This is a genomic window from Bacillus gobiensis (genome assembly GCF_001278705.1).
Taxonomy (GTDB): domain Bacteria; phylum Bacillota; class Bacilli; order Bacillales; family Bacillaceae; genus Bacillus; species Bacillus gobiensis.
The window spans coordinates 24,834-42,406 of record NZ_CP012600.1 but is presented as its reverse complement, the minus strand read 5'-3'; the positions used below and the strand labels follow the sequence as shown (position 1 = coordinate 42,406).

At 39.6% G+C, this 17,573-nt stretch carries 13 protein-coding genes; 7 read left to right on the top strand and 6 right to left on the bottom strand.

Going from position 1 to position 17,573, the window contains the following annotated elements; all coding sequences use genetic code 11:
- Positions 1-809 precede the first annotated feature (809 nt).
- Positions 810-3,302, bottom strand: a complete 2,493-nt coding sequence (locus tag AM592_RS00180) for a DEAD/DEAH box helicase (protein WP_053601907.1) — start codon at positions 3,300-3,302, stop codon at positions 810-812.
- A 234-nt stretch (positions 3,303-3,536) separates the two neighbouring features.
- Positions 3,537-5,906 (bottom strand): polyprenyl synthetase family protein, encoded by a 2,370-nt coding sequence (locus tag AM592_RS00175; protein WP_053601906.1) that lies wholly within the window; start codon positions 5,904-5,906, stop codon positions 3,537-3,539.
- Positions 5,907-6,553: 647 nt separating this feature from the next.
- Here AM592_RS00175 and AM592_RS00170 point away from each other — a divergent pair.
- The 4 genes from AM592_RS00170 (at position 6,554) to AM592_RS24420 (ending at position 9,372) form a co-directional block, all read left to right on the top strand.
- On the top strand, positions 6,554-6,943 hold the full coding sequence (locus tag AM592_RS00170; protein WP_318773054.1) for a VOC family protein: 390 nt from the start codon (positions 6,554-6,556) through the stop codon (positions 6,941-6,943).
- A 208-nt stretch (positions 6,944-7,151) separates the two neighbouring features.
- On the top strand, positions 7,152-7,646 hold the full coding sequence (locus AM592_RS00165) for a DinB family protein (protein ID WP_053601904.1): 495 nt from the start codon (positions 7,152-7,154) through the stop codon (positions 7,644-7,646).
- A 563-nt stretch (positions 7,647-8,209) separates the two neighbouring features.
- Positions 8,210-8,668 carry a MarR family winged helix-turn-helix transcriptional regulator gene (locus AM592_RS00160; RefSeq protein WP_053601903.1) on the top strand — a complete coding sequence of 153 codons (459 nt, stop codon included), beginning with the start codon at positions 8,210-8,212 and terminating at the stop codon, positions 8,666-8,668.
- Between the two features lie 293 nt (positions 8,669-8,961).
- Positions 8,962-9,372, top strand: a complete 411-nt coding sequence (locus AM592_RS24420; RefSeq protein WP_211086223.1) for a DoxX family protein — start codon at positions 8,962-8,964, stop codon at positions 9,370-9,372.
- 163 nt (positions 9,373-9,535) lie between these two features.
- On the opposite strand, the gene AM592_RS00150 is transcribed toward AM592_RS24420, so the two are convergent.
- Positions 9,536-11,038 (bottom strand): malate:quinone oxidoreductase, encoded by a 1,503-nt coding sequence (locus tag AM592_RS00150; protein ID WP_053601902.1) that lies wholly within the window; start codon positions 11,036-11,038, stop codon positions 9,536-9,538.
- 789 nt (positions 11,039-11,827) lie between these two features.
- On the opposite strand from AM592_RS00150, the gene AM592_RS00140 reads away from it, so the two are divergent.
- Positions 11,828-12,130, top strand: coding sequence for a hypothetical protein (locus AM592_RS00140; protein WP_148564292.1), 303 nt, complete (start codon positions 11,828-11,830; stop codon positions 12,128-12,130).
- A gap of 25 nt (positions 12,131-12,155) precedes the next feature.
- Here AM592_RS00140 and rlmD read toward each other — a convergent pair whose 3' ends face one another.
- Positions 12,156-13,556, bottom strand: coding sequence for a 23S rRNA (uracil(1939)-C(5))-methyltransferase RlmD (gene rlmD / locus AM592_RS00135; protein WP_053601899.1), 1,401 nt, complete (start codon positions 13,554-13,556; stop codon positions 12,156-12,158).
- A gap of 16 nt (positions 13,557-13,572) precedes the next feature.
- Positions 13,573-14,442: a DNA-3-methyladenine glycosylase family protein gene (locus AM592_RS00130; protein ID WP_053601898.1), complete on the bottom strand. Its 870-nt coding sequence runs from the start codon at positions 14,440-14,442 to the stop codon at positions 13,573-13,575.
- A 224-nt stretch (positions 14,443-14,666) separates the two neighbouring features.
- Here AM592_RS00130 and AM592_RS00125 point away from each other — a divergent pair, with 224 nt between their 5' ends.
- Positions 14,667-16,112 carry an MDR family MFS transporter gene (locus AM592_RS00125; RefSeq protein WP_053601897.1) on the top strand — a complete coding sequence of 482 codons (1,446 nt, stop codon included), beginning with the start codon at positions 14,667-14,669 and terminating at the stop codon, positions 16,110-16,112.
- Positions 16,113-16,196: 84 nt separating this feature from the next.
- Positions 16,197-17,141, top strand: coding sequence for a magnesium/cobalt transporter CorA (corA, locus tag AM592_RS00120; protein ID WP_053601896.1), 945 nt, complete (start codon positions 16,197-16,199; stop codon positions 17,139-17,141).
- On the opposite strand, the gene AM592_RS00115 is transcribed toward corA, so the two are convergent.
- Positions 17,134-17,490, bottom strand: coding sequence for a nuclear transport factor 2 family protein (locus AM592_RS00115; RefSeq protein ID WP_053601895.1), 357 nt, complete (start codon positions 17,488-17,490; stop codon positions 17,134-17,136). The two genes, corA and AM592_RS00115, sit on opposite strands and share 8 nt — an antisense overlap.
- Between the last annotated feature and the right edge of the window lie 83 nt (positions 17,491-17,573).

Below are 17,573 nucleotides of genomic sequence, written 5' to 3'. Positions count from 1 at the left end.
AATTTAATTACAAAATAAGGTTATCGCAATTTTCGCAACCATCGGATGTTATTTTCTAATTTTAACGCAAATCGACAAAATTAGTTGATATTAGATGATTTTATTGCTAGTCTGCTAATATTCGATAAATCTCTACAGGATTTTACGATAAATAAAAACAATTAATAAAGGTAGACTAACCTAACTATCCGTTATCGAGTAGTTTACTTGTGAAAAGACTTCTCTGATGATTGATTCAGATTCAGAAGGCAGTTCATTAATTTCTAGCAAGTTAGAAAAATCTTCGTCTATATTGAAATCTAAAAAAGACTTTATTGTATCCTGGAATTCTTTTGCTCTACTCTTTTGAGGGTAAAAAAATATATTCATAATCAGAAAATCGAAACGATTCAATTGGAATAAGAGTTTTATCTAAGCCACCTGTTTGGAAAAAGAAGATCTCCCTTTTTTATTGCTATTTCATTATAAAAATACTGGTATTCCTTAATTCCCCTTAATTTCTTCCTTTTCAAAAATTAAATAACGTTTCTCCTCTTTTTCTTGCATAAAATACGTTTATTATTCAATATATTTTCCATATTACACGTCCAGTATTAACTCATAAATTGTATTATTATTTACTTTATTTATTAGGGAGTTATTTTATTATTGAGTAGTTTCCACGAACAACTGTGCATTAACTTCTTTCGTTTATAAACTCTGCAACTTCGCAATCTTCTCCATTAAATACGATAGTCCCGTTATGAATAACTTCAAGGTCTGAAATGTTTGATCTTCTTACTATGAAATCTCCAAAAGTTTCTTGTGTTTCAATTTAATATATCTTTCTTTCCCTTAAAATGACACTCATCACAAACCCGAAATTGAAACCGTCGAGGAAGGCTTTTCCCGCAAATTTTACACGTTTTCTTTTTTATTTGAACGCCGGCTTTTAATTGGTCATTGATTTTGTCGCTTATTTCTTTCCGAACTCTTTCCCAATAATGGGCTTCTGTTCTTTTCCCTAATTTGTACAAAAATAAGAGATGAAGGCCGACCGCCTTGTATGATAATTCAAGCTCTTCAAGTTTTGTTTCTTTTAAATGCGGTTCAGGCAGTTCTTTACCTTCTACAATTGCTTCCAGCTTTTGCTTCCATTGTGCTCTTAATAATGGCTCCTTTGTTGAAAAAGGCAAATGCAAAAAGTTGTATAAGTCATTGACCGAAAGCTTTGCCTCAATGATCGAATCTTCAATCATGTCATATAATCGCTTTTCTTCATCTAAGCTGGCTTTTTTCGTTCCTTTTGGAAGGTTAAATTGATCCCATAGATAAAAAAACAGGCCTAGCTTACGTGAATATTTCTGAAAGCGTTCAAGTACACTTGTCGTCGGGGCAATGGCAAATCCTTGAAGAGGCTCATCCTTTTGTTCCAACAGTCGGGCCATTGTTTTAGAATTACTTGCGAACGCGACTTTTCCTACATCATAAATTCCTTTACGGCCGGCGCGCCCAGCAATTTGCTTTACTTCCTGTGACGTTAGAAATCTTCTTCTCGTGCCATCAAATTTATCATTTTCCAAGAAAACAATTCGCCTGATCGGCAGGTTTAATCCCATCCCGATCGCATCTGTTGCCACTATGACTGTTGTTTCACCATTAATAAATCTCTGCATTTGCTTTTTTCTCGTTTCTGGCGGCATGCTGCCATAAATCATACTCACCTGTCGCCCTCTTCGCTGCAGCTCTGAAGCCGTTTCAAGGACTCGCTTTCTTGAAAAGCAGACGAGTGCATCTCCTTTACGCGCATGACGCAGACGAAACAATTGGGATTCAACCTCAAGTGGTATGTCCCTGACATATTCATGAACATTAACATCTGATTCACCGAGGAGATCCAGGATCATGGATTTTGCGTTGAAGCTGCAAATAATATGAACTTCTCTTGCATTTGCTTTTGTGATCGCTTTATACCACGAAAAGCCTCGATCTTTATCTGCGAGCATTTGCGACTCATCGATGACGACCACTTCGTAGAAATCCTTCTCATGAAACATTTCGACAGTACAAGCAAAATGAGCTGCATCCTCCACCAATTTTTCCTCTTCCCCTGTTTTCAATGAGCAAGGAACGCCTTCATCGTTTAACTTTTCATAGATTTCAAGTGCCAATAATCGAAGGGGAGCTAAATAAATACCGCTCCTCCCTTCTTTCATTCGTTTAATCGCGCGAAACGTTTTGCCCGTGTTTGTTTCGCCAACATGAAGGACATATTGGATATTGCGGCTTGCGGGAGGATTATATTCCCTTCCGAAAATATCCTCGATCATCCTCGCTTCCTCTTCTTTTTGGCGCTTCATTTCTTCAAGCGCTTGAACGTCTTTCCTCTCTCTTTCCGAGAGATCTTTATCAAATATTTCTTGATGGACAGCTGGGTCAAATGGGATATCAAGCAACTTTGTAAGATCAGATATGTATTCTTCTAACAAATCGTCAAAAAATTCATCACCAAGTTGTAAAAACGGGTCAAATGCAGCTTCTTTTATAAACGAGTCAGGCAAAGCTTCCTTGTATGTATTTTCATATTCAGTAAAAAGGTGTGAAGGAAAGCGGTCTTTAAGCCAATTCGGCCCAAAGTCGAATAAATATGCGGAAATAAGTCCTTCATATTTTTCGATCGCATTCTCAACATAATGATTACTGTTATAGGCAAGCTCCAATTCATGATTTACATAGGCTGATAAGGTGATGTCCTCAGTTGGTAGAGTGATGCTCTTTTGCTCGATCTCAAGCGCAAGATGGCAGCCAAGCAAATAGCGAACATAAAGGTACAGCTCATCATAATGCTCACCAAGCAGCTGTTCGATATAATACTCAAGGCTCATTAACAATTTTTTTCTGACCTCACGCTGCTCTTGAAGCTCGATGCGGGTAAGGTAAGCCTCCCTTGCCTGCATATACCGCTGCTTCCAGTCTTCCACTTGGTTCACAAACTTGCTGTCCAGCCAGCCAATCAAGTCGAATGGCTCGACATCTCTTATTTCATTGCGAAACGTTTGATTGATCAGCTTTTTGTTTACCCCTTCTATTTCAAAGCCCTTATCTGACAGATACGCTTTCTTTTCGGAAATGGAAGCATGGCTAGCCGTATTAAGCCAGGCGTTTAACCAAAGCCGGTCAAGAAATTGACCTCTTGCTCTTACATAATGTTCATATGAAGGGAAGCTTTCTTGATTTTCTAAGTATGTAAAGATATCCTCTAGGACCCTTGTTTTTGTTCGCTCAATCGATTTTGCATAGTAACTTGCTAAGATTTCGTTCATGAAAAAACTCCTTGAATCATGCTTAATTAGGTTCATTCGTCCATTTTATTTTTTTATAGTTTCTTTTGTTTAATGGAATTCATGTATAGCTCAAAAAATGTAATGATATTTATATTGTTTGATTCGCATTCTGACCATTTCAGGGTTAACTGCACCTCCAATTGTTTCGTTTGTATCTTATTGGGGTGCAGCTCATTCTTTTAGGATCCGAAAAAGTCTTGCCAATAGTATCTCTTAATGGTCACGGTTCACAATATAATTCATAAAATGTTTCAAAAAAGTGGTAGTATGCGGCACCTCTTGCAACGCTTCCATTGCAAGACAGTAATGTTCCCACATTTCTTTTCTGGCACCAACAGCACCCAGGATTGACACAAAAGTTGAATTGTCGTTTTCAGCATCTTTTCCAATAGGTTTTCCGAGTAAGGTCAGATCTCCTTCAACATCTAGCAAGTCATCCTTAATCTGAAAAGCAATGCCGGCATGATAGGCAAATTTTTTTAAGGCTTCAATTTCTGATTCATTTGCGCAGGCAAGAATCGCAGGCATTATGAGTGAAGCCTCGAAACCTATCCCGGTTTTATAAAAGCACATCATTTTCAATTGTTCCAGTGTCAGTGGTTTCCCTTTTGAATCCAGATCCATTGCCTGTCCCCTGCACATATTCTCTGTCATTTGAGCCGAATATCGAATCAAGTGAAGTACAGTTTTCGAATCGAACTGGTCAAGAGAGGCTTGTTCCTCAACAGCCTTCTGAGTCAGAAAGAGACCAGTTAATTCTGCTATGGCAATGTTATATACCTGATGCAGGGTTGCCCTCCCCCTGCGAGTGGACGCATTATCCTGGGATGGCAGATCATCGAAGATTAGGGATGCCGTATGCATATATTCCAATGATCTCAGAAGTGGCACGATTGCCGACTGATCTAATCCATATTCGTTAACGCCCATGACCCAGGTCATTATTGGCCTCAACCGCTTTCCGTCACCTTCCAGACTGTAATTTGCAGCATCAATTATTGGTTCTTTCGTCAAAGAAACTTTATCGCTTTTACGGATAGTTAAGATGTTGTTGATCTGATTGCGTACGGTCTCGATAGTTTCTGAAAAGTCTTCCCGTTCCTTCCGTTCATTTTTCAAATTAGTAATCATATGATCCCTAAGCAGTTTATCAAAGAAATCCACATCATCCGCTTTCCGAACCATATTTTGGATGACATGATTGAATTTTGGATTTCCAGAAGCAAATAACTCCATAACCTCATTGTATTTTTTGGTTCCCATTCGTTCTTTAAATCGTTTAAGACCGTTAATCGCCCGATCCAAAATCACCTCACAGGTCTTGGTATCTGACTGATACACATTATGGAGCAAATTGGAGATGACCGTCCAGTATAATTCAAAAGGATTAATAAGATCCGAACGCTTATCATGATATTTCAGATAATAGGTATAGGGTGTTACTGCGCCTTCCTCCATATCATCAAACATATCTGCAAAGTCATCAGCCAGCTGGTTATATATACCATAATAAAATATTCGCTCGTCAATGCTCTCATCTTCTGGAGCACTGATTAATGAACGGACAATCAATCGTGAAGAAGAAGATTTTAAAATGATCGGTATATAAAGCTCTTCATTGGTGTAATTTCCATTGGATAGATCCTTTTTTCGGTCCTCTTCCTGGGAATGAAAAAACACATAGGATCGCTCGAAAAATGATTTCATTGTCTCTTGTTGCTGATGGACTTTAATATACTCAAATGCATCTCGGAGCTCCGAATGAATATATCGGATCAGATCTATGTTATTTCCTGGCCACTCGCCCAATTCCGGCACAGATCCTGTGATAAGGGTAGTACGGATCAAATCGGTATATTGTTTTTCCTCTTTAGTGGATAAGACATTGGCATCCAAAAGATCGTCAATTAAGGGATAGGTTAGACCATAGGAATAACCAAACCTAATCGCTTTATCAAGTTTCTGAGTACGTTCTTCAGGCGATATCTCCTCACCCATCTCTTCTACCTCGTGCATCACTACCCCAGCAATAATTTTAATGATTTTCCGCTGTGCTTGCTCAGCATCCATTCCCTTTGGAATATTGGAGGATACAGTCTTTAGTTTGTTTATCACCCAAATCATGGTCGATTCAACACCATCCTTCTGGGCCATCCGGTACAACCCGGCCTTGCTAAACGTCTCAGTTTTATTTCCTTGGTCTGTAAGATAACTTTTTAAACTGTCAACAACACGCCGAATCCTGGACTGTGTAACAGGTGAGTCCAGGGCTTTGCCAAGATCCCGCATAAAAATATAGGAGATGCTTCGATCCAAGTAATTATCTAGTTTTCCAGTGTGATCCAGCCATTTGATATAATTGTGATACTCCCGAAAATCAGGTTTTCCCTTTCTAACCGAAAAAAAGGATAATAATGAATGATGACGAATATGATTGTGTTTCCAAGATTGTATATCATTTGTTAGGGTAGGGACATAGGTCTTTTCCATAACTTGCATAGAAAGTGATTTAAAATAATGAGCAGCCTTCTGCTCAGCTAGCCGATAGCATGCATCGGCATTTTTTCTTAATTCCTCATTCATACTCTACAATACCTCTACTTCATGTTCTCTAATATATTTTTAGCAGTATTACTCGAACTTATCGTAATAATCCAAGCTTTCATAAACGGCTGTTTCTTTCCCGAACCAAATTTGTTTATGAACCTAATTAATTATCCTTCGTTTAATTAAAACATATTAAATGTCTCGATTGTAATTTCCTCTTTAATTGTGAATTTTGCAAAAAGCCCCTTCAAAAAGTACTTGATAATCTTTTCAGTTTATAAACAGCTGCGACCTTCCTACCGGTTCAATCTCTCCATTAAAAAATTGTTTTGATATTCCGCTTATTACCTTGTTTTTCAGCTTTTTTGATTCTTATTCAACTCCCTCAGTTTAATACGTATATCTCTCGAATGCTTACCAAGAACAGCATGTATCTTACTGTGGCTTTGAATAAAGTTTAACCGTTCGTAAAAAAGTTCGAGCCTTTATAAAAAAGATTAACTGTTTATAAAAAAGTTGCACCGTTTTACCCCTTTGGATGTAATTTGTCTAAAGGGGTTTCTCATGGTAAAAGAAGTAACATAAGGTTATACAGCAAACGGGCCAGATTGTTTAATATAAAAAAATTGAGGTAAAGAAAAATGAAGTTGAATTTTATCCAATGGAAATAACAACAGATTTCGTTGGATAAGAACCCGTTTTTGACGAGAAATTTTAAAGGGTGTTTTTTGTTTTATCGTGATATTCTCGGTTTCGACGTTGGTTGGGGAAATGAGGAATCTCGATATGCTGAATTTAAGGCTGGAGAAACAATTATAGGATTATTTGATAGAAAAGCTATGGCTAAAGCTGTTGGTACGGGAGAACTATCATTAAACTCTAATTCTATGGATAAAACTGCATTAATAATACATGTTGGCAGTGTAGAAGAAACATATCATTCGCTTAAAAAACAGGGAGTAAAATTTATTAATGAACCACATAACCAAGTTGATTGGGGTATTAAAGTAGCTCATTTCAGAGACCCAGATGACAACTTAGTTGAAATTTATGAGGCAATTGAAAGCGAGTAAGAAAAGTACAATTGAATACATAGTTTCTTCAACTATAGGGCGCGTTCATCGAGCAACGCGTCTTTTTGTATAGGGCAGATTGTGGAGTAAGGGAGGTAATTAGATGGTTCATCTTGAAATTGTAAGTTATGCCAGAACAACACGCCGCAAATAAAGTTTTGACCAAAGAGATTATCTACTAAAGGGATTAAATTGGAGGGAATAGAAAATGGATGTAAAGACACTTTTGTTACAACAATGGGCAAGCTGCTTAGATGAAGAAGATTGGTTTCCACCACTTGAAAAAGTGCTAGAGGATATCACTGTTGAACAGGCAATTTGGAAACCAGCTGATGGGGCAATGAATTCCATTTGGGAATTAGTTTGTCATTTACTTTTCTATGAAAAGAGATTTCTGATGCGATTTCTTGGTGAAACAGCGAATGAACCACAGGCAGAAAATAATGAATCTACATTTCGATTACCAACTGAGACGTTAGAAAATTGGAAGGAAACAAAACAAGAATACTTTTATGTTCATCGTGAACTTGGAAAAATACTAGCAAAATCAGAACATGAAGATTTATATAGAAAGATCCCAGGAGAAGATAATTCATTAGTGCTTGAACTGAAGAGTTTGGCAATGCACGACGCATATCATATTGGGCAAATTGTATTCCTAAGTAAAATGCAAGGAGCTTGGCCAGGGAAACGCAGCTTTTAAAAAAGCTTCATTAGCTTTACAGTTATTCAATTATAAGGCGCGATTGTTGAGCAACATAGGTAGAAAATGATCAAACTTTTTTATAAAAACCAAACTTAAATCTGCTAAAGAAGAATCCTTTTTGATCAATCTCCTTTTTTCAAAATGGATTCTTCTTATTTATCGTAAAATAAGGATCTGTGAGGTATTTTTGCTCAAACTTTATTTCAAAGCTACAATTGATTTGTAATCATTTGTTAAGATAAAATTTTTTACGGATTCATTCTAATTCTCAAACTTTAACTATTCATAACTTCTTCGACCTTTTCTTCGATAAACCATTCTGAAAACGTCATTGTGTCATACTCACGCTCATGGCGAGAGTTACACCGAGTCACTTCTATCTCGTTTTCCAAGCATTTTTCTAACACACCAGAGCACTGTAGAGACTTTCGTTATTCGGATTTAAAAGTTTGACCGAAATAATCATCTGATTTAATAAGAATTTTAGAGATTTGATCAATCTTTTTACCCGCTCCCTGGATTATATTGAAAAAAGTGTATAGATACTATATACTTTTCATATGATGAATAACGAAGAAATCTTACAAGAAAAGATCAGCAATGTCCTTTTAGATGTGATCAATACGTTCTCTAAAGTAAATCGGAAAAAAAGAGACTACGGGATCGGGGAACCTTTATTTCATTCAGAGATCTATACGCTTAATGAAATAAAAGAACATGAAGGCATCCATATTACAGCGCTGGCTGAACAATGTGGAGTGACCAAAGGCGCCGTATCCCAAGTACTAAAAAAACTTGAGCAAAAAGAATTGATCACAAAAGAGAAAGATATTCGCAATCAGTCGAGGCTTATCTTGAAATTAACCGCTAAAGGTGAAATTGCCTATGCTCATCATTTGGAACATCAAAAAGAATTTAAGAAAATGGTTGTAGGAATTTTACAGGATGGAAATGATGAAAACATAGACTTTGTAAAAGACTTTTTAGTAAAGGTAGAAGAAAAATTAAATAGCTTTTAATAGGGTTCCACAAGGGATCTTTTTTTTGAGAATAGTGTATAGTATCTAAATACTTTGGTACAATCTATGAAATTTCCGGATATATCCGTGAAATATAAAATTTCTAAAATTATTGGAGGTTATTCAATGGAACCACTTATCGCACTCTTGTCATACTGGCGATCCTCGGCGCAGGAGCCGCGGGGGTGAGTCGTCTAAAGCCATGGCCGGTTGCTCTTCGGGGCGGACTTGCGGCCAAGTTCGTGCTGACCGGCGCCGTTCACTTCGTCTGGATGCGCGCAGAACTCATCAGCATGGTCCCCCCAGCCCTGCCAAACCCTGGCTTCATTGTGACTATCACTGGTGTGTTGGAGCTGGCCGGCGCTGCAGGATTGCTGTGGAGGCCGACTGCTCCTTGGGCAGCCGCCGGGCTCTCTCTCCTGCTTATCGTCATGTTTCCGGCCAATGTTTATATTGCTCTCAATGGACTTACAACGAACCCGGCAGATGCTCTAATCCCTCACACCTTGATGCAGATTGTCTTCTTGTCAGCGACCATTGCAGTCGTGGCATCATACATGTGTCATCGGTCCAGCCAGCGGCCGACAACTGCACGGACAACTCGCAGCGCTGACCTAAAGAGTCACAGGGATTGCTGCACTGGCTGGCTTCCAGAAATCACACAATGGCAAAAAGGAGAGTCGATCACTTTATTTAATGATTGACTCTCCTATTCTTGTATTAAGCACATACTGTAAGCAGGCCAACTGGTAAATTTTGAAAATAACCTTCAATCCAAAGAGAGATCAAAGGTTCTATGTTTATTTTCAATGATATTCTTTATTTACTCAATTCTTAATGTTTTTTTCAACCATTACCTTTTAAGAATTAACTAAAGACTGGTTCTTTTTCACTTAGACCAAGTGTCTCCGCTGTTGAAGTATGAATTTCTTGGAACAGTTCTGGGTTTTCCACTAGTGACACACCATAAGAAGGAATCATTTCTTTAATTTTTGATTCCCACTCGTTCATATGTTGCGGGAAGCATTTTTCTAATACCTCAAGCATAACATGAACGGCAGTAGAAGCACCCGGTGAAGCGCCGAGCAATGCAGCTATCGAGCCATCCCTGCTACTCACAACTTCCGTACCAAATTGAAGTGTTCCTTTTCCGCCGGCATTAGTATCTTTGATCACTTGCACACGCTGGCCTGCTTCCACGATATCCCAATCCTCGGTTTTGGCGTTCGGAATAAACTCGCGCAGTTCTTCCATGCGCTTTTCATTCGATAATATAACTTGCTGGATCAGGTATTTTGTCAATCCCATCTCTTTTACGCCTGCCGCCAACATCGTGAAGACATTATACGGTTTTACGGAACCGATCAAATCAAAATTTGAACCGGTTTTTAAGAACTTTGGTGAGAAGCCAGCAAACGGACCAAACAACAATGACTTTTTGCCCGCGATATATCTTGTATCAAGATGCGGAACAGACATTGGAGGAGCGCCAACCTTAGCTTTACCGTATACTTTTGCATGATGCTGCGCTACAACTTCCGGATTGTTACATACCATAAATAGTCCACTTACCGGAAATCCTCCAATATGTTTCGACTCAGGAATACCGGTTTTTTGCAGTAAAGGCAGACTTCCGCCCCCACCGCCGATAAAGACAAATTTTGCAGTATGGTATTCAATTTTACTGCTGTCGATGTCATGCACTTTCACTTCCCACAAGCCATCGCTTGTACGTTGAATATCCTCGACACTATGCCTGTAGTTTATCTCAACGTTTTTATCCTTTAAGTGGTCAAACAACATGCGTGTTAAAGCACCAAAGTTGACATCTGTTCCAGAGTCGATTTTTGTTGCCGCTATCGGTTCATTCGATGTACGGCCTTCCATGATAAGCGGAATCCATTGCTTCAGTTTTTCAGAGTCATCAGAAAATTCCATCCCTTGAAAAAGGGGATTATTTGACAGCGCTTTAAAACGTTCTTTCAAAAAAGTTACATTTTTTTCTCCTTGTACGAAACTCATATGAGGGATTGGCATAATAAAGTCCTGCGGATTACGAATCAGATTGTTGTTTACAAGATAAGACCAAAACTGTCTTGAAAGCTGAAACTGTTCATTAATTTTTATCGCTTTGCTAATATCTATAGATCCGTCAGATCTTTCAGATGTATAGTTAAGCTCGCAAAGTGCAGCATGGCCCGTACCCGCATTATTCCATTCGTTAGAGCTTTCTTCTCCGGCATTTGCGAGTTTCTCAAACACTTTGATTTCCCATTCCGGTGCTAATTCTTTCAGTAACGATCCCAAAGTCGCGCTCATGACTCCGGCACCAATTAAGATAACGTCTGTTTTTTTCGGTATGTTGCTCATTATAACCTTCCTTTATCCCCTATATTTGCATAACAGAGCAGGCGCTCCTGCTTAGGTGTCACAAAAAGCAAGGCTCAACTAGGAACACACCTTTTCTGTCTGAATTTTAACCACATTATAGTCTATTATAATATTTTATTGATTAAAATATCTACTATTATCTGATTATTTCAAACTATTTACAGGTGGTAATAAAGTGAGAAGTCCGTCTACAAAGATAAAGGAAGATACAAAAACCAAGGACAAAACTTTAGCATCTTGCAAGGGTTAAGGCTTTTGTGGAATGAGAGTTTAAATTCTTAAACAAATAAATCTTCTCCTAACTTTTCATTTTAATTACACTACTCATTTAGCAAAAATCAAGAAAGTATACATTAAAGGAAGTCAGCCGAGAAAAACTCTTCTTATAACTGTCATAAATGTAGATAGTAATTATTTATTCTGTATCAAGTCCAAAAAACTCCAAAACTTTATCAATAGTGTATTGACTTCTTAATTTATAGGCCTGTTCTGATTAGCTTTTAAGCCTTTCACCCAGTATGCTTCCTCTTTAGATACATTTGCTAACCATTCTACTTTAACAACATATTCACACTTCTCGGATTCCTCTACGTCATGAAACAAATTGGTTGCTTTGAGGTCTAAATCTACTCGACACCTCAATTTAAAATTTTTCAAGCGAAAAAATATCAATTTGTGCACATAATTTTGCAATATATTATTACCATAATATTCCAGAAGAAAGGTGGGCAAAGTTGTCTAAAGCAACAAGTTTAACACGACGCAATAATGAAAGCTTTAGAATGTTCTTATGATAATCCAATTAATGGTGACATCCCTAGAATGGATACATTTATAGAATTAGCTGATTGCTACTTACAAAAAAATAGGACCTTAGATGAAAAAGCAAAAAAATTTAATACTATGGCAAAATACAAAAGTGCTACTAGTGGATTATTAACAGGTTTTAGCGGACTTATAACATTACCTGTCGCTGTACCTCAAGTCTTACACTCATTGATGAATATAGTAGTCTGTAGCATTGATGGTAATCTACGTATTCATTACAACTTCGTAAATTTTTTCGTATAACAAGAATAGGCAACAACCACAAGGGTTAGTTGCCTTCTTTTAAAATGAGTTGCGAGATACACTCCACATGCGCCGTCTGCGGAAACATATCAACCGGCTGAATATACTTCACCTCATACCCCTTAGACAAATACTGCAAGTCCTTCGCCAAAGTAGACGGATTACATGAGACATAAACAAATCTCTTTGGCTTTACCTTTAAAATTGTATCCAAAAACGATTTTTCGCAGCCTGTTCTTGGGGGGTCCACAACGACGACATCTGGGCGGTAGCCTTCGTTTGTCCATTTTGGCAGCCATTTTTCGGCTGTTCCTGTGACGTAGGTGGCGTTTTTGATGCCTTGGTTTTTGGCGTTTTTGTTGGCATCGTCGATTGATTCTTTGATGACGTCCATGCCTCTGATTTCTCCCGCTCCATCCGCAAGCCACATTCCAATTGTTCCTACGCCGCAGTAGGCGTCGACTACTTTTTCCTTGCCGGTGAGCTGTGCGGCTTTTTTTACTTCGTCGTACAGCTTGACGGTTTGGATCGGGTTGAGCTGGAAGAATGCCCGCGAGCTTAGCTCAAAGGAAATGTCTCCGAGAAATTCCTGGATGACCATGTTGCCGGCTAGGTGCTTTGTTTGTTCGCCAAAGATGACAGAGGTTTTCGCACCATTAACGTTTTGAACAATTGACGTCACTTTTGGCAGGCGGTTTTTGATTTCTTTTACGATCGCATCTTTTTTCGGCAGTGTTTCTTTTGCTGTGACGAGAACAACTTGAACCTCGCCGCTTTCAAAGCCTACCCTCGTTACGATTGTCCGCACATCCCCTTTTCGTTTTCGTTCGTTATAGACCGAGACGCCGTTATCTTCGAGGATTCTGCGGATAACTCCGGTTGTTTTGTTCGTCTCCGGATGCTGCACGATGCATTCAGTAATTGGCACGAGCTTGTGTGAATCCATTCCGTAAAGGCCGGCAATAATTTTTCCGCTTTCTGAGCGTCCGAGCTGGAATTGGCTTTTGTTTCGGTAGTGCCACGGATTTTCCATGCCAATCGTCGGCCTTATATCCATTTTATCGACCGCAAATCGGGTATGGCGCTCCAGTGACTGCACGACAATGTCCCGCTTTTCAACGAGCTGTCGTCCGTAATCCAGGTGCTGAAGCTGACAGCCGCCGCACGCTTCGTATATAGGGCATGGTGCCTCTACGCGATGCTCTGAGCGCTTGCGGATTTTTTTCACTTTTCCTTCTGAAAATTTCGGCTGCACCTTGGTTGCTTCGACGACTACTTCTTCTCCTGGGAGTGCCCCGGGGACGAAGACGACCTTCCTTTTAAAATAGCCGACGCCTTCACCGTTGATTCCGAGCCGTTTGATCGTCAGCGGGAAAGTTTGTCCCACCTTCAGTTCTGCTTGCGTTTGTGATTTCTGATGTTTCATGCTGCTCTCTCCATTTCTATTCGATGCTTCTCCATAAATATAGGGACGCATAGCTTAAGAAAGGATGCCATTCCTTGCTCCATTCCAGCATCTCTTCCTTTGTTGGTTTCTTTTCTAAGCCAAAATGCTTTTTTAACGCGTTTTGAATGCCTATATCTGCTAGCGGAAACAAATTCGGCCGCCCGAGTCCAAATAAAAGCACGTTTTGAACCGTCCACGGGCCGATTCCGCGAATTTTTACTAGTTTCTCCATAATTTCTTCATCCGATAACGATGGCAGTTCCTCCAACCGGAGCTCGCCGCCTGCAATCATTCTTGACGTATCGATGACATATTCCGCTTTTCTCATGCTGAATTGCAGCTCTCTCAGCTGGCTGTAGTCGAGCCCCGCGATCGATTCCGGTAGCGGATAAAACCAGACCCCGTCTTTTTGCTCTCCGAAGGTTTGAACAAAGCGGGCCGTCAGCTTATGCGCGAATGACAAATTCAACTGTTGATGAATCATGCATTTTACCAGGCAATGATATAAATTAAAATCGAGAACGAGCGGGGTTCCAGCATGCTCTTCAAAAATCGCCGCTAAATTGGACAGCTTAAAATGCTCCATGACTGGCAGCAGATTCGTTTCCCATTGAAAGATGCGTTTCACTTCTTTCAACAAATCGTCTTTATCCGCTTCTTTCTCTCCGCTTACTTGGAAAACCGGTTGTTCGATCGTCCCAATCGCTTTCACTAAAACAATTGATGGCTCTTGGTCCTTGTTTCTCAAAGGCAGTGAGATAGAGCGGTTGTCCAAATCAATTACATTTAAAGGGTCTGACGTAAGCCGTTCAAGTATACGTTCAAAATGATAAGGGGCTGTAACATCTATTGTTTCCATCCACATCGGTTTCGCATCCTTTTTCTTCTTTCTTTGTTCGCATTATATCATGTTTACAGCCCTTTCATTGTACTTTGGGCATAATAGGGTATTTCCATTTCCCGAAGATCGAGGTATAATTAACTGGGCGAATATTTCGTCTTGCTAAATAATATATCCCATCCATAATGAATCGTATGATGAATCTATGGATGTTTTGCTATGAAATAAAAAAGATAGAAGGTTATGCGATGAATCAAAAAACTAACAATTTACCAATTGTAATCGTTTTGCTTACGGGGACGTTTATTGCAATATTGAACCAAACGCTGTTAACGACGGCCATTCCGCATATTATGAATGATTTAAAAATCGATGCAAATATGGCGCAGTGGCTGACTACGGCGTTTTTGCTCGTCAACGGGATTATGATTCCAATTACAGCATTTTTAATTGAAAAGTTTACGACTCGAAAGCTTTTCATTTCAGCCATGTCTCTATTTGCTATCGGTACATTGATCTGCGCGACAGCGCCATCTTTTCCGGTGATCATTATCGGCCGTGTCATACAGGCAGCCGGCGCTGGAATTGTCATGCCGCTGATGCAGACCGTGTTTATCTTAATTTTTCCGAAGGATAAGCGGGGATCGGCGATGGGAATGGTTGGGCTGGTGATTGCCTTTGCCCCTGCGATTGGACCGACACTTTCCGGATGGATCGTTGACAACTATGCTTGGGAGACAATTTTTTATATTCTCTTGCCATTTACGTTGATTAACATTGGATTTGCCTATTTTATTTTACGAAATGTAACGGAACAAACCAATCCAAAGGTAGATGTTCTATCGATTATTCTATCATCTGTCGGGTTTGGCGGAATTCTTTACGGCTTTAGTGTCGCCGGAGGAAGCGGATGGGGAAGCATGGAAGTACTCGGCGCCTTTTTTGTCGGAGGGCTCTCTCTTTTCTTATTTATTTGGAGACAGCTTCATTTGCCGCATCCTATCCTTGAATTCCGGGTGTTTCAATATAAAATTTTCACCCTTTCAACCGTTATTGGGATGATCCTTTTTATGGCGATGCTTGGGGCTGCAACGATTATGCCTATGTACATGCAAAATATGCGCCATTTTTCCGCGATGGAATCTGGCATGATGCTACTTCCGGGAGCGATTGCGATGGGGATCCTGTCTCCGGTGACCGGGAAAATTTTCGATAAGATCGGCCCGAAAATTTTATCTGTCGTCGGCTTAAGCTTGGTTACCTTGACCAGCATTCTGATGACGAATTTAACCGAATCGACTCCGTTTCTTTATATGTCTATCGTGTATGCCTTTCGGATGATGGGGCTTGGGATCGTGTTAATGCCGATTACTACAGCCGGCCTTAATGTGCTTCCGCGCCACTTAATTCCCCACGGAACAGCGATGAACAATACGATGAGACAAATTGCCGGATCGATCGGAACCGCACTGCTGATTACAATAATGACCCAAGGTGCGCATACAGCCGCGAATGCCCCTTCGACGGAGCTTGCGATGATTCACGGTGTCAATCTTGCTTTTGTCGCTTCGACTATTATTTCTGCAGTCGGGCTGATATTGACTTTCTTTATTCAAAAAGATGACTCAAATCGTTATTTGAAAGAAAAAAAGCAAAAGTTGAGTAGCAAGGTGGCTTTTGCTCAAAATAAGTAAGGTACGATATAATAATCTTAAGGCAAATAAGCCCTTATCCACAGATTGGATGAGGGCTATTTATTTAAGAAAAGAGCGGTGACGATGCTTCGAACAATTGCATTTACTAAAGACGGAGAAATGATCCATACGAATGAATTTTCAAACCCTGACATTGAGTGGTATTGGGTCGATTTGCATAATCCGACCGTAGAAGAAGCGTCTATTTTGATGAAGCATTTCAAATTTCATCCGTTGGCGATAGAAGATTGTTTCTACAATTTGCAGCGCCCTAAAATTGACGGCTATGGCAATTATCATTTCTATGTTATTCACGAATTAAATCAGGAAACCTATGCTGCCGATGAGGTCGATATATTTCTCGGCGACAACTATATAGTCACCTTTCATTTACATGATTCAAGCGGCTTGGAAAAGGTCTGGGAGAAGGTATCTGCTAATAAGGAAAAAATAAATGGGACAAACCATGCGGCGTACCTTATTTTCGACCAACTGGTTGATGATTATTTTCCGGTGTTGTATCAAATTGAAGACCGGCTTAACGAAATCGGCAGTAAGGAAAGGTATGAAACATACGGAACGTTGATGAATGAAGTTTTTGATATTCGAGGAGACCTGTTAAAGCTCAGGCGAACGATTATTCCAATGAGAGATCTGCTGTACCGGATTTTAAATCTGGGACATCTGGATACGTCAGAACGAAAAGCCTATTTCAATGATATTTATGACCATTTATTAAAACTGACCGAGCTCATTGAGTCGAACCGGGAAGTAACGTCCGACATGAGAGACAGCTATCAAACGGTAAGTACGAATCGAATGAATGCAATCATGATGACCTTAACGATCGTATCGACCATTTTTATTCCACTCACATTTATCGTCGGAATTTATGGCATGAACTTTGACAACATGCCTGAGCTGCATTGGAAATACGGCTACTTTTTCGTCATGGGTGTGATGGGTATTATTGTCATTTTCATGCTCTTTTGGTTTAAAATGAAAGGGTGGTTTAATATTTTTAAGTAGTCGTCGGTGTTCCTTGGTGAAACACCATTTGCCACCTGTCATCTATGTATTTCCAGATCGAGCTGCGCAAAGTCTGCTGCTTTCTGATTTCGTCGTTTACCCGGTAAGTGGTTAACACGACATTCGGAGCAAGCAATTTGATTTCAAAGCTAAAGAGTGTCATTTTCCTTACACCTAGCCCGCCTTCACCGATGCAATCCTTTTTAACAAATACAGTACCTGAGCTGCCAAATTCGAAAAATTCATCTGCGAGTAGCAGTGAAATCTCTTCCGGCGATGTGCGGGTTTCTGGTGTTAATAGCTTTTTTTCGAGGTCGTGTAACGTTTCTCTTACGGATTCAAGTTCCATTTTTTCCTCCTCTTGTTTATTGGTCAGAAATTAAGTATGGCACAATGAACGAGTGTTTCCTATTCTTTGGTAAGAAATTGTTT